Annotated in this window: 13 protein-coding genes; 7 read left to right on the top strand and 6 right to left on the bottom strand. The window is 58.5% G+C overall.

The features are described from left to right. Positions 1–62 precede the first annotated feature (62 nt). The 4 genes from PP263_RS19675 to PP263_RS19660 form a co-directional block, all read right to left on the bottom strand. The gene (locus tag PP263_RS19675; RefSeq protein ID WP_308365709.1) at positions 63–1,655 is read right to left on the bottom strand and encodes a tryptophan 7-halogenase; all 1,593 of its coding nucleotides are present in this window, start codon (positions 1,653–1,655) and stop codon (positions 63–65) included. After that, entirely contained in the window at positions 1,652–3,208 is a 1,557-nt protein-coding gene (locus PP263_RS19670; RefSeq protein WP_308365706.1) for a tryptophan 7-halogenase, read from the bottom strand. The genes PP263_RS19675 and PP263_RS19670 overlap by 4 nt, the downstream gene beginning before the upstream one ends. Before the next feature lie 88 nt (positions 3,209–3,296). Further along, the gene (locus PP263_RS19665) at positions 3,297–6,527 is read right to left on the bottom strand and encodes a TonB-dependent receptor (protein WP_308365705.1); all 3,231 of its coding nucleotides are present in this window, start codon (positions 6,525–6,527) and stop codon (positions 3,297–3,299) included. A gap of 546 nt (positions 6,528–7,073) precedes the next feature. Then, positions 7,074–9,950, bottom strand: coding sequence for a glycosyl hydrolase 115 family protein (locus tag PP263_RS19660; protein ID WP_308365704.1), 2,877 nt, complete (start codon positions 9,948–9,950; stop codon positions 7,074–7,076). 427 nt (positions 9,951–10,377) lie between these two features. Here PP263_RS19660 and PP263_RS19655 point away from each other — a divergent pair, with 427 nt between their 5' ends. From PP263_RS19655 to PP263_RS19640, 4 genes are all read left to right on the top strand, one after another. Continuing rightward, a complete protein-coding gene (locus tag PP263_RS19655; RefSeq protein WP_308365703.1) occupies positions 10,378–11,379 on the top strand; it encodes an aldo/keto reductase in 1,002 nt (333 codons plus the stop codon). Between the two features lie 36 nt (positions 11,380–11,415). Next, positions 11,416–13,197: a glycoside hydrolase family 9 protein gene (locus tag PP263_RS19650; RefSeq protein WP_308365702.1), complete on the top strand. Its 1,782-nt coding sequence runs from the start codon at positions 11,416–11,418 to the stop codon at positions 13,195–13,197. Between the two features lie 314 nt (positions 13,198–13,511). Continuing rightward, positions 13,512–14,348 carry a helix-turn-helix transcriptional regulator gene (locus PP263_RS19645; protein ID WP_308365700.1) on the top strand — a complete coding sequence of 279 codons (837 nt, stop codon included), beginning with the start codon at positions 13,512–13,514 and terminating at the stop codon, positions 14,346–14,348. A gap of 170 nt (positions 14,349–14,518) precedes the next feature. Further along, a complete protein-coding gene (locus tag PP263_RS19640; RefSeq protein ID WP_308365699.1) occupies positions 14,519–15,967 on the top strand; it encodes a ThuA domain-containing protein in 1,449 nt (482 codons plus the stop codon). A gap of 81 nt (positions 15,968–16,048) precedes the next feature. On the opposite strand, the gene PP263_RS19635 is transcribed toward PP263_RS19640, so the two are convergent. Continuing rightward, on the bottom strand, positions 16,049–17,731 hold the full coding sequence (locus PP263_RS19635; RefSeq protein ID WP_308365697.1) for a glycoside hydrolase family 43 protein: 1,683 nt from the start codon (positions 17,729–17,731) through the stop codon (positions 16,049–16,051). Positions 17,732–17,865: 134 nt separating this feature from the next. Continuing rightward, a complete protein-coding gene (locus PP263_RS19630) occupies positions 17,866–18,483 on the bottom strand; it encodes a thioredoxin family protein (RefSeq protein ID WP_308365696.1) in 618 nt (205 codons plus the stop codon). Positions 18,484–19,265: 782 nt separating this feature from the next. Here PP263_RS19630 and PP263_RS19625 point away from each other — a divergent pair. From PP263_RS19625 to PP263_RS19615, 3 genes are all read left to right on the top strand, one after another. Beyond that, positions 19,266–20,447, top strand: coding sequence for a helix-turn-helix domain-containing protein (locus PP263_RS19625; protein ID WP_308365695.1), 1,182 nt, complete (start codon positions 19,266–19,268; stop codon positions 20,445–20,447). Between the two features lie 766 nt (positions 20,448–21,213). Beyond that, positions 21,214–22,716 (top strand): glycoside hydrolase, encoded by a 1,503-nt coding sequence (locus PP263_RS19620; RefSeq protein WP_308365693.1) that lies wholly within the window; start codon positions 21,214–21,216, stop codon positions 22,714–22,716. 125 nt (positions 22,717–22,841) lie between these two features. After that, entirely contained in the window at positions 22,842–26,162 is a 3,321-nt protein-coding gene (locus tag PP263_RS19615) for a TonB-dependent receptor (RefSeq protein ID WP_308365692.1), read from the top strand. Positions 26,163–26,188 lie beyond the last annotated feature (26 nt).

Below are 26,188 nucleotides of genomic sequence, written 5' to 3'. Positions count from 1 at the left end.
TCGGCAAGCGGGCCGCAGGCCCGCCAATCGCGGCCAGCGGCCGCTCCTACAGAGTGATTCCTCTAAATCATTGCAGGTTTCCTATGGGTCACGGCGCCGCTCGATTGCGCGGCGCAATGGCGATCGATATAGTCTTGATGGCTCGGCAGGGCGGTCGCCGTTTTCGCGACGGCATCTTTCAGCAGGCGCATGTTGTGAATGAGCGCGCTCGCGGGGACACGATCAACCAACGCATCGTAGCTCTGCGGCTCAATCCCTTGACCCAACATCACCGCCAACCAACTATGCGCAGTGAACAAATCGTCCGGACTGGGAATGATCCTGCCGCTGGCTTGGAAGATGTCCAGCTTCCACGCAAGCGTGTCCGGGATCGTCATGTTGCCGACATAGCGCCAAAACTCCGTGTCGTCGCGCTGCGTGGCGTTATAGTGCAGCACAATGAAATCGCGAATCCGCTCGTAATCAGCCGTCATCGACCGGTTGTAGTGTGCAATCTCGGCGGCGTTGAAGCCGCGGCCGGGCCACAAATTGATAAGCCGTTGGACGCCCATCTGCGCCAGATGGATGCTCGTCGATTCCAGCGGCTCGATGAAGCCGCCGGCGAGACCGATCGCGATACAGTTTTTCTCCCAGAAGGCGCGGCGATGGCCGGTCCGAAAACGCAGCGGCAGCGGATCGGCCTGTGGCGCGCCGTCGGTGCCCTCAACGAGCCGCCGATGGACTTCATCCTGATCGATGAAGGCGCTCGAATAGACAGTGCCGTTGCCCGTCCGCTGCTGCAGGGGGATGCGCCAGCGCCAGCCCGCGCGGTCCGCCGTCGCCCGCGTAAAGGGGTCCGGCGGTCCGGAGCGGGCCGTAGGAAGGGCGAGCGCGCGATCACACGGCAGGTAGTGGCTCCAGTCGATGAAGTCGCTCGCCATGGCGCCCTCGATCAACAGCGATTTGAAGCCGCTGCAGTCGATAAACAGGTCGCCAGCGAGAACCTGGCCGTCGCGCAGCGTCACAGACCGGATCAGGCCGTGCTCCGGATCCTGCTCGACGCTGACGACCATCCCCTCGATCCGGCGAACGCCTTTTTGCTCGGCGTAGCGGCGCAGTATCTGGCCGTAGCACATGGAATCCAAATGATAGGCGTGACGCATGGTCGATAAAATGGCATCGGCCCCGCCTTTCGGGGGGGAGAAATGACCGAGATGGGCGGCGGCCGCACAAACGTTGTAGTGACTGATATCGCCCGCGGCGTCGGGCGGCGCTGCGCCTTTCGCCGACAGGTCTCTCAGGCGAAGCCACAACTGGTGAAATGGGAACTCGGGCGTATCGCGGCCGTAAAAGCCGAACGGATGGAAGTAGCTTTCGCCCGCCTTCAGCCAATCAACGAATTCGATACCGAGCTTGAAGGTCCCCCGGCACTGCCGGAGGATGTCGTTTTCATTCAGCCCCAGGAAATCGTTGAATTCGATCAGTGTGGGGATGGTGGCTTCGCCGACGCCGATCACACCGATGTCCTCGGATTCCACCAGAGTGACGGCCAAATGAGGGGGCGCCATGCGCGCGATCGCCGCGGCGCACATCCAGCCGGAGGTGCCGCCGCCGACGATGACGACGTTCTCAACCGGGGCTGCGCTCGAGGCGCCGGACTCCGACCCCGGCCTCATCGCCGCGGGCCCTGGGAGGGACGGAAACCGCCCGCGACGACATCGTTCACCAGAGCGCGGTGAGCCGGCACGGCAGTCAGGGCGTTGTGGCTCTGGCGGCGGATGCTCTCAAATTCGCGCCGCGCGTCGTCATAGAAGCGAAGGGCGCCGGCGCGGGCCGTAATGTCGGTTTTGAATTCCATGCCGTAAAGAATGTACTGCCAACTGTTCTCGTCGAAGATGTCATGGCTCGAATCAACGTCGAGAAAAGACGGGGGCCGGTGCCGCCATTGCTCCAGTTTGTCCTTCAGGCTCTCGGAGATCGATGAAGGCGCGCGATTGTCGTGCCAGAAGTCGGTGTCAGTCCGCCGGCTCAAAAAATAGTGAAGCTTGATAAAGTCGATGACATGCTCGAAGCGTTTTGTCATGGCCTCATTGAACTGCTTGGCCGAGCGCTCGTAGTCACCCGACCAGGGGAAAAGATTGCAGAGCATGAGTGCGGCAACTTCAGCAAAGCTGATGCCGGTCGCTTCCAGCGGCTCGATAAACCCTACCGACAGGCCGATGCCCACACAATTCTTGTGCCATTGGATCTTTCGAAACCCGGCCTCGAACGACAACTGCCGGTGCTGCAGATCGTTCGCGGCAGGACCTATATACCGCTTCAAAGCTTCCAGCGCCGCATCGTCACTGCAGTGATCGGAAGAATAGACATAGCCGACGCCGCGGCGGGTATGCAGGCCGATATCCCAAGTCCATCCGGCTTCTTGTGCGGTGGCATAGGTGCAGGAGGGGATCGGCGCATCGGGCCGGTCATAAGGCACCTGCATGGCCACAGCGCGGTCACAGAATAGCTGATCCCTGTACGACGTAAATTCCGATCCCAGTGTTTCTCCGATCAGCCGCGCCCGGAATCCGGTGCAATCAATGTAGAGGTCGGCGCACAGCTCGCCATGCGCCCGCGCCTGCAGGGAGGCGATGGCACCGTGCTCGTCCAGCCGGACATCATCGATCGTATCGACAAGCCGCTTTACGCCCAACGCCTCCGCGCGGTGGCGCACAACGGCGGCAAGTTTCACGGCGTCGAAGTGATACGCATAATTGAGCGGCCCTTCATAATTCGGATGGGTGATCAGTTTCGGCGCGCGCATCGCCTCGACGACGCGCCCCTGCACTGTACTGGCCTGGGCCCAGGGCACTTTCCCGGCGACGCCGAGCAACCAATAGGGCAAAAGGTCCATATCCGTATGCTGGGCGCTGACCTGGAAGGGGTGAAGATACCAATCGTCCGGATGAGCGGCCGGGTTGGATTTCCAGCCCTGGAACCGGACGCCCTGCTTGAAGGTGGCGTCCGCGTCCCGGATCAGAACGCTTTCATCGAGGTCGATGCGGCCGAGCGTCCTGCGGATGATTGGAAAGGTGCCCTCACCAACGCCAAGGATGCCGATCTCGTCAGATTCCACCAGGGTGATCGAAACGCCGCCGGGGAGGTCGGCGGACAGCATCTGCGCCAGGTATGCGGCGCTGATCCATCCCGCGGTCCCGCCCCCGACGATCAGGATGCTCTTCTTCATTCAGGTCCTCCCTTGGCTGCGGATACTCGGCGCCGAGGCGCCGGGTATCCGGTGAACAGGCGTGTCGAAAAGCCACCCTTTCGCCCATTCAGAAGCTGACCCCCAGGTGCAAGCTGTAACGACGGTCGGTTGTGAAGTAGCTCCGCGTCACAAACTTGCCCGGCAGTATCTCCATCTCGGCTTCCGTGATCTCGTCGGTGATGTTCGCCACGTTGAACTTGAGATTGACACTGTCGCTGAACTGATAGGCGATGCTGCCATCGAGCCGCCCTTCCGCCGCACCGTAGACGGGCAGCGCATAGCTGATGCTCTCCCCGTCCGGAGACGTATAGCTGTTGGTGGTGCTGGAGTCGTTGGTGGTAATCAGGTAGCGATCACGCCACTTCCAGGCCAGGCGCACACTCCAGTTATCCCGATCGTAGAGCAGGGTCGTGTTGTAGCTTAACTTAGAGAGGCCGGTGATCGGCAGTCCGCTCATGGCCGATCCCGTCATGTCGAAGGCCAGGGCATCGGGCGCGCTGCTGTCGATGTAGGTGACGTTCGCGTCGATGCCGAACCCGCTCAGCCAGCCTGGAAGCGAGTCAAAATAGGTCCGCCCGCCAAGTTCGACCCCTCTTACGCTTGAGGTCTTGTCCGAGTTAATGTTGGCCGCGCCGTTTACCGGCCCATCGACGAAGCTGCCATCGCTCCCGTCCGCTCCGACTGATATCGGCTTCTCCGCGCCGAAAACGTCACCCGCGCTGAAATCGACATTGTTGTAGAGTATCTTGTTGTCGATCGACTTGTGGAACAGGGACAAGTGCATCGCCGTCCCCTGCTTTGGATACCATTCAACGGATATATCCTTGTTCAGGGAGATTTCCGGCTTGAGGGTCGTATTGCCGGAGTTATAGGTGTAGCCGCTGAAAATTCCAGGCAAGCCAGAATCGGTGCCCGTGCTGTATGGATTTGCGTCCGTGCTGATCGAAGCGTTGCCCTGCGCCCGAATGTCGTAGTAGTTCGGCGGTGTCAACGTCTTGGTTAAAGCGAAGCGGAAGATCCAGTGATCAAACGGCTCGAACTTGATGTTGAACGACGGCAGGAAATAGTCGTAGGAAGTGCTCTCGATGCGATCGGCTTCACTGGCGACGCTCGTCAGCGTGAGCGGCAGCTCCTCGTCCGGATGGGCTTGCCGCCAGGCTTCCAGGTTGTCAATGCCTCCGATCATCTCCAGCGAGGTAGCAGCATCCTCCAGGCTTTGGTAGTAGGTGTTGCCGCCGCTGAAAACGAAGTTGCCCACGCTTTCGGCCTCGTTGCGCACCCAGCGTACGCCGATATTGCCGGAAAAGTTCAGGAATGGATTCGCGCTTTCATTCTCGAAGCCGAGCATGGCGTAAACGGATTGCGTATCCGATCTCGTGGTACTGAAGGACGGCTGCTGGCCGAAGGTGGTATCCGGAGGATTGCCGTACAGGTAATTGCTTTGCGTCGGGTCGCTGCACTGGAAGATCAGGTCGGGTCCGCAAGCCGCATAGGTATTGAGCATGCGTACGAGCTGATCTCCCTTGAGGATCGAGGGGTCGGCAACGTAGGCGGAAGTCGGTGCGTCGATATCGCCCTTGAAGAAATCCGAGAATTCCTCCAGACGGAAATCGCCTTCCGGAGATGTGGCGATGTTGCGCGATGGTACGCCGTTCCAGCCACGCGCCGTTGCCGACCACCAGGTGCCGACGAAACTGTCCGATTCCTTGCGGCTCGCGGCGCGAACGCCGGCGGCGGCCTTCTTGAAGAAGCCGTTGTCGAGATCGTAGCTCAAGTCGAGGGTGACGGCGTCGCTCTCGGCTTCGTTGTCCTGGGTTAACCAGGCAAAGTTGGAAAGACTCGTGGTTTCCGGATCTGCCTGAAACGAACCGTCAAAGCTGATGTCAGGAAGCGATCCACTGAGGTCTATGTTTTGCTGAACCACTCCGGCCCCGTTGAGGCTGAGACCGTATTTGGAGGTCAGCGACTCGCTTTCTACGCGCTGGTAGCTACCGCTCACCTCCCATCGATCGGACGAATAGGTAAAGCCCTGGCTGTAATCGCGGACCTCTTTGGACGAGGGCGTATAGTTGCTGGTACTGCCTACCACAATGCCGCCGGCAGGGTTGGCGCTGTTTATAATAGATCCGCGCACGAAGACGCCGTCGCCGTCGATCTCACTGCCCTCGCCCACGCCGACGGTGTTGCTGACCGGCGAGATGAATTGGCTCTCGCGGTTGCTGTCGCGGCCCGAAATAAACGTGGTGTGAAAGAGTTCGAGTTCCGGCGTCGGCCGCCACTGGACGGCGCCATAATAGCCCTTGCGGGTTCGATCGAACTGGTCGGTACCGGCGAAATAACCGCCGGGCGCGAACGCCGTGTCACCGCTGTACTCGGTCTCGTAATAGGGCTGGATGCGGACGAAGCTGTCGTTCGACTCGATTCGCGAATAGGCGCCATCGACGAGAACACCGAATTCGCCGATGTTTGTATCGAACCGCGTGGAGCCCAGAATCGATACGCTCGGGGTGGTGCTCTCGGAGAAGTCGCCATAGCTGCCGGACGCTGCGGCACTGAATTGCGTGCCGTCGAAGTCGAAAGGCATATGCGTCTGCAGATCGATGGTGCCGGCCACGCCGCCCTCGATCAAATCCGCCCTGCTGGCCTTGTAGGTGGTAACGGCCTTCATCAGTTCGGGCCCGATGTCGGACCAACCGAGGCCTCCCTGGAAAACCTCCCGTCCGTTCAGGAGCCCCTTGGTACCGTTCAAACCACGTATCTGAAGCCCCGATCCTTCGAATGTAAATTGATCCGGTGAACCGGCGGAGCGGACCCGGTTTATGGTGATGCCGGGCACGCGCTGCAGAATCTCGTAGAGCGAAGTGCTGGGCACTTTGCCGGCCTCGTCCAGGACGATCGTGTCGCTGACCGTGTCCGATGCGCGCTTCAATTCCATCGCGTTTTCGAGCGATCTTCGTTGAGCGGTGACGGTGATCTCTTCCATGGACCCCGGGGCCGTGGCATCCCCACCTTTCCCGGAGACGGCCTCGGGAGCGGTGGCCTGACCGGATGACGGCTCTTGCTCTGGCGACTCTTTGGCCACCGCATCGGTAGCTTTTTGCGCCAACACACCGCCGGAGGCACTCTCCCGATCTTTTGCCTCCTGATTTTCAATATCCTGTGCAAATGTCGGAGAGGCGCAAGCCATGATGGCCGCTGCCAGCAGCGAGCGCCTGAAGAGGGGCCCGCTACTCTTTGCGCTGGACGAGACTGTGGTGGTGGATGCGTCTAGACGGGAAAAAGGACGGGTATTTTTCATTTTTTCAACGGCCGCCGTTGCCGGGTAACCCGCGGCGGCAACTCTCCTCTTCGCTGTTGCCGCGGCAGCGCCCTTGCAACAACCCAGGAAGCGTCTCGGCGGCGTGATTATTATTGATCTGCCGTGTACTACCGGAGAATGGTACCGCTACCATCAATACTCACATTAACTGACAATGTATGTCAATATTATTGTATGAAAAAACACCTTTTCTGCGGGTCTGCCCAGAGGGGGCTCCACAGTCGCCACTGCCGCCACTGCCGCCACTGCCGCCACTGCCGCCACTGCCGCCACTGCCGCCAGGATGATAGCGCCATCAGATTCAACTTCAGTGGGAGGGACGGGTGGGGAAATTCTCGCGCAGGCTGTGCGCCTCGCGTATCTGAGAAGCTCCTCCATGGGCTTGCCCTACGTCAGCTAAAAACTAAACAAAATCGCTCCCGGCGATTTTGTGCGCCAACATTCCACGGGTAACAATCAAATAGTTCAAGGTCGAAGTTGCCGCGAATACATGGAGCAGCCGGGCCGAACTATTTGATTGCCGGGTTAGTTAATACGCACACTCTCCGGCGACCCCAGGTAGCTGGGCTGGAGGCCGCCGGTGTCGATAACGATTTTCTGCAGGGTAACCGCCGGGTCCAGGGCGTAGATGCGCAACTGGTGCAATCCGGGTTTGGTGACCTGCAGGCGGCTTTTCGCCAGGCGCACGCCGTCGCTGACTTCCCGCGCCCACCGGCTCTGGTCCAAACCTTCGAGCAGATCCACAACCTGCGGTTCGCCGCCGTCCAGCGCCAGGGCGTAGCGCAGGCCGCGCCCGGGCACGATAGCCTGTGTCGGGGCGAAGTAGCCACTCACTTCGAATTCACCCGCGGAGAAGAAATAGATGTCGTACTCGAGCCAGGGCGCGCGCTGCGGCTGGTCGAAACTCCTGTCGGTAACGGGGAACACTGACATGGAGGAGCGGGTGCGCCCGTGCCCGGGAATTTCCTCCCAGGCGATGCCGTCCGCCCCGCCCTTGCGGTTGAAGTGGCCGGCCTCGATGGACACATAGCCGTCCGCCTCGACGAAGCCCCTGGCCGCGCGCTTCTGTTGCGGCGATGGATTGAAGGCGCTGACTCCCACGCGGGCGCCGCCCCAGCCGGTGCCGGTGATATGCATGTGACCCTCGCTGCGGCCTGCGGGCGCCGCGTCCCAGTCGATACTCACTTCCAGGGTTTCGCTCACCTTCACGCTGCCCTCGACCCGGCTGACGCGAATCCAGGGTGCGCTGCTGTCCACCTTGAAGTCGAAAGGCGCGGTGCCGCGGTTGTAGATTTCCAGGCGGCGGCTGGGCTGGCCGTAGGGGCTGAATTCCGGCAGCCGGTAGTCACCGGGTTCCGGCCAGGCGCGGGCCATGCCCTCCACCGCCACGCCCATATCCGCCTGTCCGTGCGGCTCGTAGCTATACAGCATCGGCAGGGTGTTGGCGGGCGGGTTGTTCCAGTGGGTGTAGCCTATCCGGGGCTGGGACATCATGTGATTCCACTTGCCGCCGGCCAGTTCCCGGTGGAAGTAGTCCTCCAGCAAACTGTCCTGCTCAAACAGTTCCCGGGCCCTGTCGGCCCAGACCTGCGCCTCGGTGCGGCCCTGGCGGGCATAGAGGCGGTTGCGCGCGGTGGCGGTATACATTTTGGTGATGGTGGCAGAGGCCTTTACCGGGTGCAGCACCAGTTGGTAGAAAGCATCGCGGCGGTTTTGCGGCAGTTTGCCGTACAGGGCTTCGGCCCTGTCCACCAGTTGATCCAGCTCCGCCTCGATCCGCTCCGCCTCGCGGTAGTGCAGCAGACTGTAGGTATCCGCATCCTGCTGTTCCGGCTTGCGACGGCCGTTGTGGCGGGTGTAACCACTCACAAGCGCCTCGATTTCCTCCGCGTATTCGGCGCCGAATTCGCGCGCGGCCCAGAGGCGGCCGAACTCCCGCAGTCGCTCTCTGGGCCAGGATTCCGGACTCCAGGCCAGGCGCAGGAAAAACTCGGTGGGAAATTCCATCGGCTTGAGGTCGCCGACGTTGACTATCCAGATCTTCTTCGCCTCGTAGGCCTGGGCCAGGTTCATCTGCTCCCACACCTTGGCGATGGGCACCGTGTTGATCCAGCGATAGGAACGCGGGCCGCCCACATAGTCGAAGTGATAATAGACACCGGCGCCGCCGCTGCGCCCGCGCTCATCCGCTGTGGGCAGGCGGCGGATATTGCCCCAGTTGTCATCGGACCAGAGCAGGGTCACGTCTTCGGGGACACGCATGCCCTTTTCGTAAAAACCCTGCACCTCCTTGTAGAGGGCCCAGACTTGGGGTACGGATTGCGGATCACCAAAAGCCCGCGTCAGGATTTCGCGCTGGTGGTCCACGATCTGCTCCAGCAGCGCTACGTTCTGGCCCTCACTCATGGGCGTGTCTGCCTGGCCGCGCATGCCGAGGGTGTAGAGGCTCTCGTAGGGCTTGTTGCGCGTTACCCCATCCTTCCAGAAGTCGCGGAGATTCTTTGCGTTGCTGGAGTACTCCCAGGGCCCTTCGCCGTAGCGGTTCCACTCCTTGTCCGCGCGCATCATCGGTTCGTGGTGGGAGGTTCCCATGACGATGCCGTACTCGTCGGCGAGGATCATATTCTGTGGGTCATCGTCGGCGAAGGCGTTGTTCCACATGGCCGGCCAGAGGTAGTTGGCCTTCAGGCGCAGCAGCAGTTCGAACACCTTTTCGTAGAAGTCGTGGTTGTAGTCGCCGAAGGTTTCTTTGACCCAGCCACTCAGCGCCGGCGCCTCGTCGTTGAGGAAGATGCCGCGGTATTGGACCTCGGGGGCATCCTGCACGAGAGTATTGGCGCGCGCATAGAGGCGCGGCTTTTTCTCCGGCGGCAGGTCCGCCCACCAGTGCCAGGGGGAGACGCCTATCTGCTCGCTGAGGTCGTAGATGCCATAGATGGTGCCGCGCTTGTCGCTGCCGGCGATCACCAGCGCGCGTTCCACACCGGGCAGCGGTTGCTGCACGGTTTCGATGTGGTAGCCCTCCCAGCGACCGGCGATGGCGGCGGGGTCGATCCTGCCGCTGGCGATCAGCTGATCTATCAGTGCGCTCCTGCCGATGGTGCCGGCGATTACCGCGTGTTTTTCGCCGGTTTGCGATACCGCCTGGCGGATTTGCGGACGCTGACCCGTGACCCGTTCCAGGTCACCGGCCAAGGTGGCAGCCGCTCGCTGCACCCCCTTGTGATCGGCGCTGTCCACATACAGGCCGGCGCCGTGCAGCTGCACCGCGCCGGGTTGTGATTCGGTGGTTACGTAAGGGGCGCCGCCCAGGGCCAGGACAGCGGGAGTGAGCAGGATGCCGATGAGAAACAACAGAATTTCGGCGGCGCTCGGGGCTGGTGGCACTCTCACTCGCGGCATTTTTTTTCCCTCTCCGGTTGCGATTTATATTGTGAGCGTTGTTCGCGTCGCCGGCACCCGCTCTTCGTTACTAGTTGTTGATATACCGTTCACGGGCGAAAATGATATCGCTACCATAAGCATTTACCCCGGCAGCTCGAGGCATGTCAAGGTTTTGTATAAAAAATCTCCATTTCACTCCTTGATTCCCATGATTCAAGACTGCCGGACCCATCTGGTTGCCACCTGCCCGGCAGAATGGTAGCGTCACCATGATTGCCCCGGCCGGCGCCCGGTGCGCCGATACAATAATAACCGCCGGCGCCCCCAAGCCAGGCCCCATCCGGCAGCTTGCCTTTAACGCTTGTACCCCGCTCTCCGCGATCGCCGCCGACATCCGGTTGCGACCAGGAGCTTCAGCCAGATATTTTTTAGAAGGGATAGTCCAATGAACACCAGACGACTCGGCAAAACCGGCTATCAGGTGAGTGAGATAGGCCTCGGTTGCTGGCAACTCGGCGGCGACTTCGGGCCCGTCGCCGACAGGGACGCGGAGACGATTCTCGCCGACGCCGAGCGCCTCGGGGTTACCTTCTGGGATACCGCCGATGTCTACGGCGACGGCCTGAGCGAGCAGCGTATCGGCAGTTTCCTGCGCAAACAGAAGGGGCTGCAGGAGGGACAGCAGAAGGAACAGCTAGTGGCGACCAAAGTGGGGCGTTCATCGCTGCTCTATCCCGACAAATACACCCGGCACGGGGTTCGCGGGAGCCTGCAGGGCTCCGCAAAGCGCCTCGGGGTCGAAGCCATCGATCTCGCCCAGCTCCACTGCGTTCCCCCCGAAGTTCTCGGGGACGGCGAGATATTCACCTGGCTCGACGACCTCAAATCCGAGGGGCTGATCCGCCACTACGGTGCCAGTGTCGAGACTATTGAAGAGGCTTTTCTGTGCCTGGAGCACGATGGCCTGGCGAGCCTGCAAATCATCTTCAACCTTTTCCGCCAGGACGCCAGGCTGCAATTGCTGGACGCCGCCCGGCAAAGGGATGTCGGCATTATCGTGCGTCTGCCGCTGGCCTCCGGCCTCCTCTCGGGAAAATTCACCAGGGACACCCGCTTCGCCACCTCCGACCACCGCAACTACAACCGCGACGGCGAAGCGTTTTCCGTGGGCGAAACCTTTGGCGGAATCCCCTTTGGGAAGGGCATTGAACTGACCGAAGGGCTGCGCGAACTGCTTCCCGGCTCCATGGATATGGTTCACTTCGCCCTGCGCTGGATTCTCGATCACGAGGCGGTATCCACGATTATTGCCGGGGTATCGAAGCCTGGACAGATAGGCGCCAACGTGGAAGCAGCAGGACTGCCGCCGCTCGATCCGGCAATCCACGAAAAGGCGTTCAACTATTACCAGGATGCCGTTAAACCGTTTATTCGCGGAAAGATTTAGGGATTCCTTAATAAGCGTTCCGGACTACAAGACATAATGTTCAGTTACAGATTTTCGCCCACCGGGTTAAACCCCATTGCATTTCTCGTTCTCTCTTTTCTGGTGGGCTCCTGCGGCGCCTCACCCAAAGAGCAGGGTCTGCAGCCCACTGACCAGATCCGATTAAACCAGGTCGGCTACTACCCCTTGCAGAAAAAAGTGGCGGTTGTTTTGTCCGAAAAGTCTCCCGGGTCCTTCAGGGTTCTGGACCGGAAGAAAAATACCGTAGTGCTCGAAGGAAAGCTTTCCGAAAATGCCGCCCCAACCTGGTCCGGGAAAAAGGTGTGGAACGCGGACTTTTCTGAACTGAAGAGTGAAGGGGAATACACCCTGGAGATTCCCGGCCTGGGCAGGTCCTACGTCTTTGCGGTGCAAAACGGGATATACAAAGATCTGGGAAAGGCCGGTCTAAAGGCATTCTATTTCCAGCGCGCTTCCACGGATATAGAGAAAGCCTATGCAGGCCGGTGGGCCAGGAAGGGCGGGCACCCGGACGACTGGGTAATGATCCACGCCTCCGCGGCGAGCACTTCCCGCCCGGAGGGGACCCTGATTCCCTCCCCGAAGGGCTGGTACGACGCCGGCGACTACAACAAATACATCGTGAACAGCGGCATTACCATGGGCACCCTGCTGGCCGCTTACGAGCGGTACCCGGATTACTTCGGCTCGCTGGACCTGAATATTCCCGAATCCGGCGACAATCTCCCGGACATCCTGAACGAGGTGCTGTACAACCTGGACTGGATGCTCACCATGCAGGATCCGGCAGACGGCGACGTCTATCACAAGCTCACCACCGCTGCGTTCGAGGGCATGGAGATAGCACCCACCGGCGCCACCAGCCAGCGCTACGTAGTACAGAAGAGCACCGCCGCCACCCTGGATTTCGCCGCGGTGATGGCCCAGGCAGCCCGGGTGTTCAAACCCTTCTCCCCGGAGAATTCCGCGGCCTACTTGAAAGCCGCGGAAAAAGCCTGGCAATGGGCCGGGTTGAATCCAAAGGTCCACTACCGGCAAAACGAAATAAACCGGAAGTTCGACCCGGATGTGCAGACCGGCACCTATGGCGATGAAAATCTCCGGGATGAATGGATATGGGCCGCTTCCGAGCTGTATATCAGCACCAAAAACCCTACCTATTGGAAAGAGGTGGAAAAGGGCTCCGCGGAATACACACTACCCTCCTGGCCCGATGTGCAATGGCTGGGCTACTACTCCCTGATCCGCCACGGGGAAAACCTCGAGCATGTGCCTGCGGAGTGGCTCTCCGGACGGAAAGCCACTCTCGTCGCCGAAGCCAAAAGACTCCGCCAAGAAGGCGCCCGGTGGTCGTACCTGGCCCCGATGGGATCGAGCGAGAAAAACTTTATCTGGGGGAGCAATTCGGTGGCATCCAACCAGGGCATACTGCTACTGGAGGCCTATCACCTGAGCGGAGACAGGGAATTTCTGCAAAGCGCGGAGGACAACCTCGACTATCTGCTGGGCAGAAATGCCACCGGCTACAGCTATGTAACGGGTTTTGGCGGCAACAGCACCCGGTGGCCCCACCATCGATTGGCCGCGTCCCGGCCGGATCTGCCTCCACTACCCGGCTTCCTCGCCGGAGGCCCAAATCCCGGCCAGCAGGATGGCTGCGAATATCCCAGCAATATCCCCGACGAATCCTATACCGACGCGGTCTGCAGCTATGCCAGCAACGAAATTGCGATCAACTGGAATGCACCCTTTGCCTACCTGGCCAACGCGGTGAATGCCATTCGCTCTGCAGACTGAAATAAACCGGATAGCAAGAATGAAAATAAACTGTAACTACTCGCCTTCGGGACTCGGGAAAAGAATACCGGGGCTTGATGCTAAGGCCCTGATACCGGGAGTCGTTCGAGAAAAGCGCCTGCGGCTGATAAATAGACCGATGAGGCTGTTGAACGAACGGCTACCGGTAGCAGGGCCGCCCAGGCCTTGGCTTAGTGATCTGAAGGCCCTGATACCGGGAGCCGTTCGAGAAACGATTGCCGATGAGGCTGTTGAACGAACGGCTACCGGTAGCAAGGCCGCCCAGGCCTCGACTTAGTATCACAGGGGGGGAAATGGATTATCGCGAACAGGCACCGCGGGCGGAACTCCGCCCCTACATCAACTGCTTCTGGGCGATTGATTCCGCCGAGCCGGTAACTGTACGCGATCGCACCCTGCCGGACGGCTGCCAGGAAATCATCTTCAATGTGGAAACCCGGGTGTTGCGCGACGACGGCCACGGGCTGAACACCAACCCCGCGGTGGAATTGGTGGGGCAGATGACCAAGCCTTACCAGGTCGTCACCAGCGGGCGCCAGCGGTATTTCGGCATCAAGTTCTACCCCCATAGTTTCTCACCATTTACCCGCGAATCCATTTGCGACCTGCGGGACCAGTCCATCGATCTGCGCGCGCTGTTCGGCGGCGACTTCGAGCGGATCGTCGACAGGGTGTTCGAGAGACCGGCGTTCGAACGCTTTGTCCGGCTGATGGAAAACCACCTGTTGCACCGGCTGCAGTCCGCGAATACCGGGAGCTGTTACCGGCTGGTGGAGCGGGCGGTGCGCAGGCTGTTTCTGCCGGAACCGCCGACCATCGACAGGCTCTGCGCGGAACTCGGGGTGAGCGACCGCCATCTGCAATCCCGGTTCAGGCGGCATACCGGCCTGTCGCCGAAACAGCTGGCGAAGATGATCCGCTTCCAGAAGAGCTTTCAGTACCTGGCCGATCCCCGAATCTCGCTGACGGAAGTTGCGCAGCACTGCGGCTACTACGACCACGCGCATTTCGCCCACGATTTCAAATCCCTCGCGGGCGTGAGCCCTTCACAGTACCTGTGCACCGACAGGCCCCTGACCGGCTTTTTCCTCGCTGCGGAAAGCCGGGCCTATCTGTGCAATCTTCGTTAGTTGACGTCGTTGTAGGAGCGGCCGTTGGCCGCGATCTGGCTCGGATCGCGGCCAACGGCCGCTCCTACCAGATATGTTCCCCTCCAGCCGGTTCGGTTTTTTACAAGACCCCCACACCACAGACCCTCTAAGGTCAGTTCCAAATAACACTGACCTCAGAGGAAGAAATCATGAAATATCTGGCGTGCACCCTGTTGACCGGAATACTCGCCGCCGGCACAGTCCAGGCGGCGACGCCCCGGGCGCTGCTGATCACCGGCAACGGCAACAGCGAGGAGAGAAACCCCGACTATCCACCCTGGGTTCACGAGTTCCACAACGACAGGATCGTGGAAATACTCGGCGATATCGCGGACATCACCGTGACCGAGGATCTATCCGTGCTCAACGACCGGGCGCTGGCGCGCTACGACCTGATACTCAACAACTCGATGTTTCTGACCCCCACGGAAAAGCAGCTGGATGCCTTCTATCGTTTTATCGGCGAAGGGAAATCCTATCTGGCGATGCACTCCGGCCTGGTGACCTTTCTCAACTCTGAGCGCTACCCGAAACTCATGGGCGGCCGCTTCCTGGGCGGCGCCGATATGGCCGAGCGGGTGGTGTACACCTTCGACTCCTGGTACGGCTACGACTACAACGATCAGGTCCAGCATCCCATAGTCCGCGGGCTGACAAATTTTTCCATTCGCGACGAGCTCTATTTCTTACAGACCAATACCGAGGACCTGGAGGTGATCGCACGCTCTGAACACCTGCCGGTGCTGTGGCAGCGCAGTTGGGGAAAGGGCAGAGTGATGGGGCTGGCCCTGGGCCACGGCAGGGAGGCGGTGGAGAACGCCGGCTACCAGGCACTGCTGCAAAACAGCGTGCGCTGGCTGCTGGGCTACCCAGTGCTGGAGGACATCACCGACGCCGTATTTGCCACCGGTACCGAAACTTCAGTGCACTACGTCGACCTGGATGAAATCGGCCACCACCCGGCGAACGCATCACTTCGGTACCAGATCACCGGCAATTCCAATACCGACCTGGTCAATGCCAGTATCGACAGCGAAAACCGTATCAGACTGAACTTTGCGCCCAACCGCGCCGGCTCGGCCGTGATCCAGGTGCGGGCGGAGGCTCAGAGCGGGCTGGCGAACACCTCCGATTTCAATATTTCCGTACAGGAGAAAGGCAGCGGCAACCTGGCGCGCTACCATGGCGTTTCCGTTCAGACCTCCTCCAACGAGGAGCGGAAATTCACCTCCGATCCCGGCTACCTGATAGACGGGGATTTCGGCACCCGCTGGTCGAGCGACTACCGGGACCCCAGTTGGATAACCCTGGATCTCGGAGAGGCCTATCCCATAAACAATGTAAAACTCTTCTGGGAGACCGCCCACGGGCGCGACTATGAAATCCAGATGTCAAACGATGCCGAAAACTGGAACACCGTTTATGAGCGGAGTGACAGCGAGGGCGGCACCGAAAATATCCGTTTCGAGCCGGTAACTGCCCGCTTCGTCAGGCTCTACGGCAAGGAGCGCGCGACCCGTTGGGGGTATTCGCTGTACCAGTTCGAAGTCTACGGGGAAAATGCCGGGGCGGTGCAGGCCAGGCGGGCCACAGAATAAAAGTAGGATGGGCAAAGGAGCACAGCGACGTGCCCATCAACGGGGCCACGATGGGCACGTCGCTACGCTCCTTTGCCCATCCTACAGAGACTCCAACCGCGCGTGGGGCCCCAGGGTGGTACCGACAAAGCCGCCGGCCACTTCGGTGCTGAGCAGCTTGCCATCCAACCCCGCAACCAGTTTTTTTGCCGGCCCGCCGGAGGACCGGTAGTAAAAGCCTATCTCGGACCGGTCGCCGCGAATTTCCAGCGCTATCGGTTCGCCCGCCTTTGCATCCACGGAAACGCTGTGCAAACGCTGCGGCTCACCACCGGCGGCCCGTTCCAGGAATATTTCGTAGCCATCTGTTCCCGCCGCCTTCACACCCAGGTAGTAGTGATAATTTTCATTCTGGAAGGCGACGATTCCGGCGGAAACCCCTTCGTCAGCGGGCAGCCGCAACTGGGCCGAGGTTTGAAAACGCTGGTGCTGCTGCCGGCGGCCGACATAAGCGGGCTGTTCCTGCGATGCCATGGAGCGGGGCTTGGGGAGCAACTGCAACTGTTTCCCGCGCAGCTGGAGCCAGTCCTGTTCGAAATCGCCGCGCAGCAGGTTCCAGTGGGGATTCAGTTCCCGCGTCTCGAAATCGTCGCGCCAGGTGAAGTTGCCGGTAAGCGGTGTGCCCTCCGCGGGCGCGGCGTCGATGGCGGGCGCGCTGGGGCGCATGGGAATCGCCCGGCCCGCCGCCAGTATCCGCGGCCAGCCGTCTTTCCAGCTTACCGGCAGCAGGAAAGTCTCCCGGCCGGTGTTGTAATAAACTTCGTCGTAGGGACGGGTGCCGAGGAATACCGACCACCATTCCCCCTCGGGGGTCTGCACCAGGTCCGCGTGGCCCGCGGCCACTATTGGATCGGCACGGCCGCGGTCCAGGTCCCGCTGGGTCAGTATGGGGTTGCCGCTGTAGGGTTCGAAGGGCTGGTCCAGTTTGCGGGTGCGGAAGACCACCTCCGAGTGGTTGTAGCCGGTACCGCCCTCGGCACACAGCAGGTAGTACCAACCATTCACCTTGTACAGGTGCGGGCCCTCGATCCAGATGGGCTTCTCACTCAGGTTCACGCCGCCGTTGACAATCACCCGGCCGGAACCCGGCAGCACCCGTTCCGCCTCCAGGTCGTACTCCCACAGCCAGATGGCCCTGTGACCGTCGTACAGCGGCTCGCCCTCCGGCGCATCGTTGTGGGCGATATACACCCGGCCGTCGTCGTCGAAAAAGATATCCGGATCTATGCCACCGATTTCCGGCAGCCAGACAGGATCGGACCAGGGACCTTGGGGATCTTTCGCGGTAATCAGAAAATTGCCCCCGGAGTCCACCGCGGTGCCGATCAGGTAGAAGCGGCCCTGGTGATAGCGCAATGTAGGCGCGAAAATACCGCGGGACACCTGCAGCCCACTCATATCCACCTGCGATCGTCGCGTCAGCGCGTGGCCGAGCAGCCGCCAGTTGACAAGGTCGCGGCTGTGCAGGATGGGCAGGCCCGGAACATAGGCAAAGGACGAGTGGACCATATAATAATCATCGCCCCGGCGCGCGATGCTGGGGTCGGGGAAAAAGCCGGCGGCCACGGGGTTCTGGTATTCCCCCTTCGCCAGGGAGCCGTTGAACAGGGGGTCCATACCGCGATATTCGAACCAGTCGAAAGCCACCGGTTCCACCGGCCGGGGCGCGGCGACAGTCTGTGCACTGATCAGCAGCGCGGCGGCGAGCAGCCATTTCAAACGCATCGGATTTATCTCCCTTGTCGGGGTTTATGGTGTGGAGCCTGCTTGCAGGCGAATAGCGGCGGCAACCGGCGCGTGCCCCCACGAACTCTCCGACTCAGAACCAAACCAGTTGCCAGTCGCCAGGGAAACTCCGACTACTGCACCTGGATCTTGGTCTTGTCCCGCTCCACCTTCAGCAGTACAAACTCATTCCCCCCTTTCGGGGAGTAGCGCTCGAGCGCTCTCTCCTGTTGTTTACAGGGCAGGCACCTGTCGGCGTAGAACTCGATAAACACGCTTTTGCCCCCGGGCAGGGATTGTGGCGAGAAGTCTCCGCCGTCGCGCTCCTCAAACCGGCCCAGGTAATATTCCAGTTCATGGGTGCAGCTCGGCTCGGGATTGATCGATTCCCGCAGCGAGGTGCGAATCGTCGATTCCTTTTGTTCCGGGGGGATGGATGTATTCTCGTAGACGGCTTTGCGCACCGCCAGCTCCAGGAGTTTACGCTTCTCAGGGCTGTCGACGGGTAATCTCTCGATACGCCCTCCGGCCAGCACTATGTCCAGCTCTTCGAGAAAGTGCTCCTCGGTTGAGAATCCCTGGCTGTGGTAAACACATTCCCCTTCCGGGTTGAAGATCAGAAATTCGGGTAGGCCCCGATCGAAGTCTTCACTAAAGTTCGCTTTCAGCCGGAGTTCCCGCTTGTCCAGCTCACCGGAACAGGCCGACAGCGCAATCGATACCGCCAGGACCAGCCATTTCAAGTAGTACATACCCCCACCTCCTTGTGAGTGCTTTTTTACGTACCCCGGGTCCGTATTTACTACCGGGCCGGGAGGAAAGAAAACCCCTCTACCTTATCATTTACTACCGGGTCGGAAGGAAAGGATACCCCTCTCCCGGGACACGCTGTAACCCTGTACGCTCGTAACCGGCATCCCTGGCTCATACGGTCCCGGGAGTATCCTTCCCTTCCGCCTTATATCCTTCCCTTCCGCCTTATTAGTATCTTTCCCTGCAGGAATTTGCCCACCTCCCGCAGAGTGGTCATCCAGAACTGTCCCCGCTTCGGGGTGTTCTCCCCCGACGCCGTATTGACCGCCCACCAACCACTAGTCACAAAATGCGATGGCATTTTATATGATAATATGGTTGTATAAGCATTAAAGTAAACATTTACAGCAATAACGAGACCGGCCGACTGATGCCGGCGCCGCAAGCAGATAAGCACAGCCATCACAGCTCAATGATTACTCATCCCGGCCACCCAATTGACGAATCTCCTTGCTGCCTGGTCACAATCCAACAGTGCCGTCATCACCTTGACGGAGCTTTAAGGATGACCACGAATGCCAGACACGGCAATCGTCCCTTCATGTTAATGACAACGATCGACGACTATGATCCGGCAAAGGCCTGCCTACAGTACCTGGATCTCGACCCAGCCTGCCAGGAGTGGGAAACGTTAATGGACCGCCATCAGCAGAGACTGCCTAATGTGCCGGCTGAGTCGCTGGCTTCTCGCACTATCCTTAGTGACCCGTGATCCCCCGACATGCTGGATTTCTATAATAAAGCGTCCTTGGGCCTGCTGGGTTTACTGCTGATCAGCGCCCTGGCGACTTACCTGTGTGTCGAGCGCGCTTTCCTGCATGTTCCGCTCTTGCCGGCGGATGCAAGTGAACTCTCCTGGGTTGCCGAGCCGCATACGGATATTCATCAGGGCGGGCTTTCCACTGTAAAAATAAACGATGCGCGCTACAGCCTGGATTTCGAGTTAAACGTTTCCGAACAGGCGCAGTATCCTTTCGCGTCGGTGGTATTACTGTTCAAGGACCGGGAGGGGCAGCCGAGGTTTGTGGATTTGTCTGCATTTACCAGCTTATCTTTTTCGGCCAAGTGCTCACCCGCCAATGTGCTTACCTTCATCGCTTCGGCGGTGGAGGAGGAGACCACCGATCCCGATGATTTTTTGTCCTACCGTACTCCTATGACGTTCTTTTCCTGCGATGAAGACTGGAACCAGGTGGAGCTGGACCTGACCCGCCTTGAAACACCGCAATGGTGGCTGGACAAGTACCAGCTCAAGCTGTCGAAGACGGAATACAAACTCGACCAGGTACGCCAAATCCAGTTCGGCTCCAGCTTTCAAAGTCCAATGGATGCGGCATCCAGGGTGCAGCTGCATGAGTTGGAGCTACACGGACGCGATTGGCGCTATATGTATTTTCTGGGAGCCTTTTTGTTTCTGGCCTGGAGCGCCTATGGGGTTTGGTTTTTTCGCCAGCATACACAGGCGCTGATTAGCGACCTGAGAAGCAAAATCCAGAAGGATCGGCCCCTGGTGGCCTACCAGCAGCTCTCAATGGAACCCCAGCGCGACAGGGAGAGAGCGGATATCCTGCGGTTTATGGGCACAGAGTACGCCAACGCCGAGCTGAACCTGGATACCATGGCCGCGGCTATTGGCGTGAGCCGAACCAAGATCAACGACATACTGAAGACGGAGCTGGGTTTTACTTTTACCGGTTACCTGAACAAGCTGCGCCTGACCGAAGCCGCACGCCTGCTCGCGGAAAAGGAGAAGGCGAGCATTGCCGAGATCGCCTATTCGGTGGGTTACAAGAACGTCTCCTACTTCAATAAGCTGTTCAAGGAAGAGTACGGCTGCACCCCCAAGAACTTCAAAAGCCTCTATGACCAGACTCCTGTGAAGCCAGGGACCAAGACGCACTGACTTCCTGGAGACCATTCCACAAACTGCGCGCCTGTCGGCGGCAGCATCTATCCGGCTTACCAGAACGCCCCCTACTTCAATAAGCTGTTCAAGGAAGAGTACGGCTGCCTCCCAAAGAATTTCAAAGCCTCTATGACCAGATCCCCGGCAAGAGTCAATACGCGCGCCTGACGGGCGGCGGCATCGACTCACAATACCTGCGGCAAACTTCAACTTATACGAGAAAAACTGCAACTTTCTGCAAGTTGGTAAGCTTTTTCAGAATAGCATTACCGACAAGTCTCTGTTTTCAATAGATTTATTGCTGGCAGTGACCCAGGCTCCACCCGGGCTACAGGTCCATATCCAACAACAATAAGCTTTCAGAGAGCGAGCATGAGCAGAAGCGGCGCCTTGGCCTATTTTGGCCTTCCAATCCTGGTGAGCGGCTGCGGCGGTGCAAGCGATGGTTCCTCTGCCGGGATTGGCTCAAGTTTCATCCAGCTCCTCCGCCGGGTCAGCGGCCCCCCTTTACCCCAGCTACAACACCAGTCCGCTCGAGCCAGATAGCTCGGGGATGCAGAGCACAGCCGTGCAGGTCGCCAGCCAGATCATCCCCGGCTGGAATATTGGACGTTCCACTTGGAGGTAGTGGAGCACCGTAATCCTTGGAAATCTACCTTACGTTCATTCCCGATATATTGGCCGAGCAGGAGCCCCATTAATGAGAAGCGGAATAATTTCCAAACTTTGCTTGCTTTGTGTTTTATTGCCAGCTGTCAGTACTTTGGCCCAAGACCGCACCATCACGGTCAATGCCAATGAGGTACAGGGAAACCTTAACCGATTCTTCAACGCCAGCATAGGCGCAGGCCGGGCCAATGAGGGGTTGCGTGCGGACTGGCAGCAGCAGCTGGCGCAAGTCAGGCAGGATGCTGGTTTCCGTTACATTCGCATGCACGGTTTGCTCACCGATGATATGGCGGTATACCGCATAGACAGCCAGGGCAAGGAGCAATACAACTTTCAGTATATAGACGCCCTCTACGATTATATCCTCAGCATCGGTATGAAGCCCTTTGTGGAACTGGGCTTTATGCCTTCGGCCCTGGCCAGTGGCGATCAAACCGTTTTCTGGTGGCGCGGCAATGTCACACCTCCACACAGTTACGAAAAATGGGAAAACCTGATCAGAAGACTGGCCGAACACTGGACTGAGCGCTATGGCGCCGAGGAAGTGGCCAGCTGGTATTTTGAGGTGTGGAACGAGCCCAACCTGGACGGTTTCTGGGCCGGATCACAGGCGGAGTATCTTAAGCTCTACGCCCATGCCGCACGTGCCATCAAAAGTGTAAACAGTCGCTACCGCGTAGGCGGTCCCGCAACGGCGGGTGCGGCCTGGATTCCGGAAACCATTACCTACGCCGATGAAAACAAGGTACCGCTGGATTTCGTCAGCACGCACGCCTATGGCGTGCGCCAGGGATTTCTCGATGAATTTGGCACCACCGGCACCGTGCTCAGCAAGGACGAATGGGCTGTAAGCGGCGATGTATTGAGAAACCGCCGGGAAATCTCCGAGTCAAGCATGCCCCATTTGGAACTGCATTACACCGAGTGGAGTTCATCCTACACCCCCGCCGACCCGGTTCACGACAGCTACCACCAGGCGGCCTACATACTGCAGAAACTAAAGCAGGTGGGCGATGCGGCACAGTCCATGTCCTACTGGGTGTTTACCGATATCTTCGAAGAGGCGGGGCCGCGCTTTGAAGCCTTCCACGGCGGATTCGGCCTGATGAATACCCAGGGTATAAAGAAGCCCGCTTACTTCGCCTATCAGTTTTTGAACCAGCTCGGACCGCAAGAGCTGCTGAATAGCGATCAGCAGTCCTTTGCGACCAAGGACGAGCAGGGCAACGTGCAGTTGTTATTGTGGGATTTCACTTACACCCTTCCCGAGGACATCAACAATCAGCAGTACTACGTTCAGGACCTGCCGGCCAAAGATAAGGGTGATGTCGACATTCAGGTAAAAGGAGTGAAGGAAGGTCATTACACCCTCAGTGTTTCCCAGGTCGGCTATGGGCGGAATGACGCGTACACCGCCTACATTGGCATGGGATCTCCCGCACAGCTCACCAAGGCGCAGGTGGAGACACTCAAGGCGCAGGCCACGGGCAAGCCCGCACAGGAAAAGAACATTCGCATTGGCAAAGAGCGCGTGTTTAACCTGAGCCTGCCGCTGCGTGAAAACGATGTATATCTGGTTGAACTCATCCGGAAATAAAAGGAGGCAAGTATACAAATTTAAGAAATCAAGAAGTAGTGTGAGAAATTTCAAAGCGAATAGAGAGAAATTTCTGGATCTAGTCGATTAACAATAATTCTTAACTTATCCAGGCGGGTTCTTACATGTCTAAAATAAACCAAAAATACTGCGAACTTAGGGGTTTCAAAAAGTCATTTTTAGCTGCGAGCATCATGGCGCTTGGCTCCATGTCGTATGCTGCGGAACAATCCAGCGCACCTTCGGATGAAAGCACTGAAAATAAAGTTGGCGAACATCTTGAGGAAGTCGAAGTTACGGGTATTCGCAGGAGTATTGAAACGGCACAAGCGTTGAAAAGGAATGCCAGTACCGTCATAGATTCAATTACTGCTGAAGAACTGGGTGACTTCCCGGACAAATCGATTGCCGAAGCACTGATGCGAGTGCCCGGCGTAGCGGTGGAGAGATTTGCAACGCGTACAGATAGCGGCGCATTTTCAGTCGAACCATCGGGTGTCGTTATCCGGGGTCTACCATTTGTCAGGAGCGAATTCAACGGCCGGGACACTTTTAGTGCAAATTCCAGCCGCGGCTTGAGCTGGGGCGATGTTTCTCCCGAACTGATGGGCGGTGTCGATATTTACAAGAACCAAACTGCCGAACTGGTTGAAGGCGGTATCGCCGGTCTTGTGAACCTGAGGACTCGATTGCCATTTGACAGCGACGGTGAAACGAAAATACTGACAGTCAGCGGCAACTACAGTGACCTGTCCAGCTCGAACACCCCTGAAACCTCAGGTATCTATACCAATCGCTACGATACGGATATCGGTGAATTTGGCGTTATGGCCAACTTCGCCTACTCGGATGTGGAAGCGACCTCACAGAGCTCCAGAATAGCGCGTGTCAATCGCTTCCGCGACGTCTATGCAGAGGATTCGCTGTACTTTATACCACAAGGCGTTACGTTCGGGGACGACGAGTACAGCCGGCAGCGTACCGGCACGGCGCTCGCGCTCCAATGGCAGGACAATGAAGAGCGCTTCCTGGCGTCACTTCAGTACAATCGCTCGCAGTACGAAAATAGCTCACAACGCAACGGCATCGGTGTCGGCTGGGCCGGTCTGGGCGGTGGTGACAGCTTATTCCTTGAGGTTACCGAGGGTGGTACGGGTTCCGGGGCAATCGTGCGGCCGGCTGAAGGTACGGGACCATTTGAGTTCTCGGAGGACGGCCTGTTTTCCTACGGCACGCTAACCCAGAACCATGGCTGGTGGGGTGCCAACAATGCGGACTCCGCACTTATCGCGGCCAACGCCAATGGTGAGGCGCTGGTGGAGACCTGCGCCAGTACCGATTCCTGGGCGGGATGCGGAGAAGGAGCAACCGTCACCGACTACATGGGCGTTAATGTCACTACGACTGCGGACGTCAGCGATTCAAAGAGCGTCACCGAGGATCTTGGCTTTAACTTTAAGTGGCATATATCGGATAACCTCCACGCAAACTTCGATGTACAACGCGTGGTCTCGGATCTGGACGAATATCGACTCAACAGTGCATTCACTACCTGGGCAAATGCTGAAGTTGATTTGCGTGACGATCTTGCCAGGGTAACCCTGCATCATCCAACCAATGTCAATCTGCTCGACGCCGGCCAGGGCGTGCACGCCAATCCGAACAGCTATTATCCGTCCAGTGTATTGGAGTTCCTGGGTGATAACCACGGGGAAGAATTCGCTACAAAAGCCGATTTTGTTTTCGATATCGATTCCGGGTTTGTTGAGAACGTCAAAGTTGGTGCAAGGTATGCCGAGCGTGATCAGCAAGTGAACCAGGCCAGCAATTGGCAGGCCATGTCAACCTCTTGGAATAACAATGCGGCCTGGTTCAACCTTGACAGTGCGCCCCACACCGGAGTGTACGATGGTGAGGAATATACCTTTAATGGATACCAGGATGCCTGGGTTGTTCAGGAGTGGGGCTCAGACTACGGTAGTGTCAATATAGCGGGGGGAAATAACCTGTTCGTTTTCCCCAATGCCGGAAGCATGCGGGACTGGAAAAATACCATGAGCGCGATGGCCACCGGACAGCCCGTCAACGGCTTCATACCAATATGCTCAGGCGTGCGTAGTCGCTCTGATGAAGTAGAGGGCACCTGCTTCCGTCCCAATGAGTCCCTGGATGTTACGGAAGAGACTGAAGCACTCTATGTTCAAGTTGATTTCGGCGGAGATGATCTAAAGCTTTTTGACAGGCCCATCAGGGGTAACATTGGCGCCCGTTACGTGAAGACGGAAATAACCAGTGCCGGCGGAGAGCAGTTCCCGTTCTTCGATCTGGAAAGCCGCCCCTGCGAGGAAACCCAACCGCGTGATCCCGAGGATCCGGATTCCAGGCCGCCGGTTCCAAGAACCGTTACTTGCTACCTGGACAGTGACGAAATAGCGTTCATGAACAACGCGGGAAACCAGGGCGAGTCAGAAGAGACACACCACCACCTGCTGCCAAGCTTAAACGTCAAATATGACGTCACCGACAATTTTGTGACCCGTTTTGCACTATCAAGGGCAATGTCGAGGCCGGATATAGGTAGCCTGCGCAACTATATCGGCGTCAGCGTTGATTTACCTGATGTGGATGACCCAAATGGCTCCCTCTGGGTCAAGGACGGGAATGGCGAGATTGTTGGTGCCAATGTGAGGTACCGTGGCAATGCGGCCAACCCGTTCCTGAAACCGATCATTGCCGATCAGGCAGACATCAGTTTCGAGTACTACTCTGGTCGAAACAGCGTTTCTCTGGCTCTATTTAAGAAGTCATTTGATGACTATATCCAGACCGGAACCTACCTGCGCGAAATGACCAATAACGGCATTACAAGGCAGGTCGAGATTACCGGACCCGTCAATGGCGACGGCGCGGAAATTCAAGGTTTTGAGGTTCAAGGGACCTACCTGCTGGACTTCCTACCGGGTATCTGGGGTGGTTTTGGTGTCCAGGCCAACTATACCTACGTCGACAACAAGGGCATTGAGAACACTGGAGTCAACAGCTCCTCAGATAACGGTTCCAGCGGCTCCAGTGCTGCGTCTGACCGCGTGCAAGTGGATCAATTGGAAGGTCTTTCCAAAGATACCTATAACATCAGCACCTTCTATGAACGCAACAAGTTGTCCGCTCGCCTGTCCTACGGTTGGCGCTCGGAGTATCTCGTAACTGTTCAGGACTGCTGTATCGGAACGCCAGTCTGGCAGGATGACTATGGTCAGCTCGATGCGTCGGTTCGCTATCGCTTTACCGATACGCTCGAGATGAGCTTGTCCGGAAGCAACCTGCTTGGCGAAGAAGCGGTATTGACGCAGCAGGTCGAGAATAGCGACGATGGCGGGAAGAAACTGAAATTCGCAACTAATCAAAGCGATACTCGTTATACGTTGAGTCTGCGTATGCAGTTCTAACGCACGATACAGTTCCAACTTACCTG

Source organism: Microbulbifer sp. TB1203, assembly GCF_030997045.1.
Lineage (GTDB): Bacteria > Pseudomonadota > Gammaproteobacteria > Pseudomonadales > Cellvibrionaceae > Microbulbifer.
Note: the sequence above shows the minus strand (reverse complement) of the source record. Positions and strands in the feature narration are given on the sequence as shown.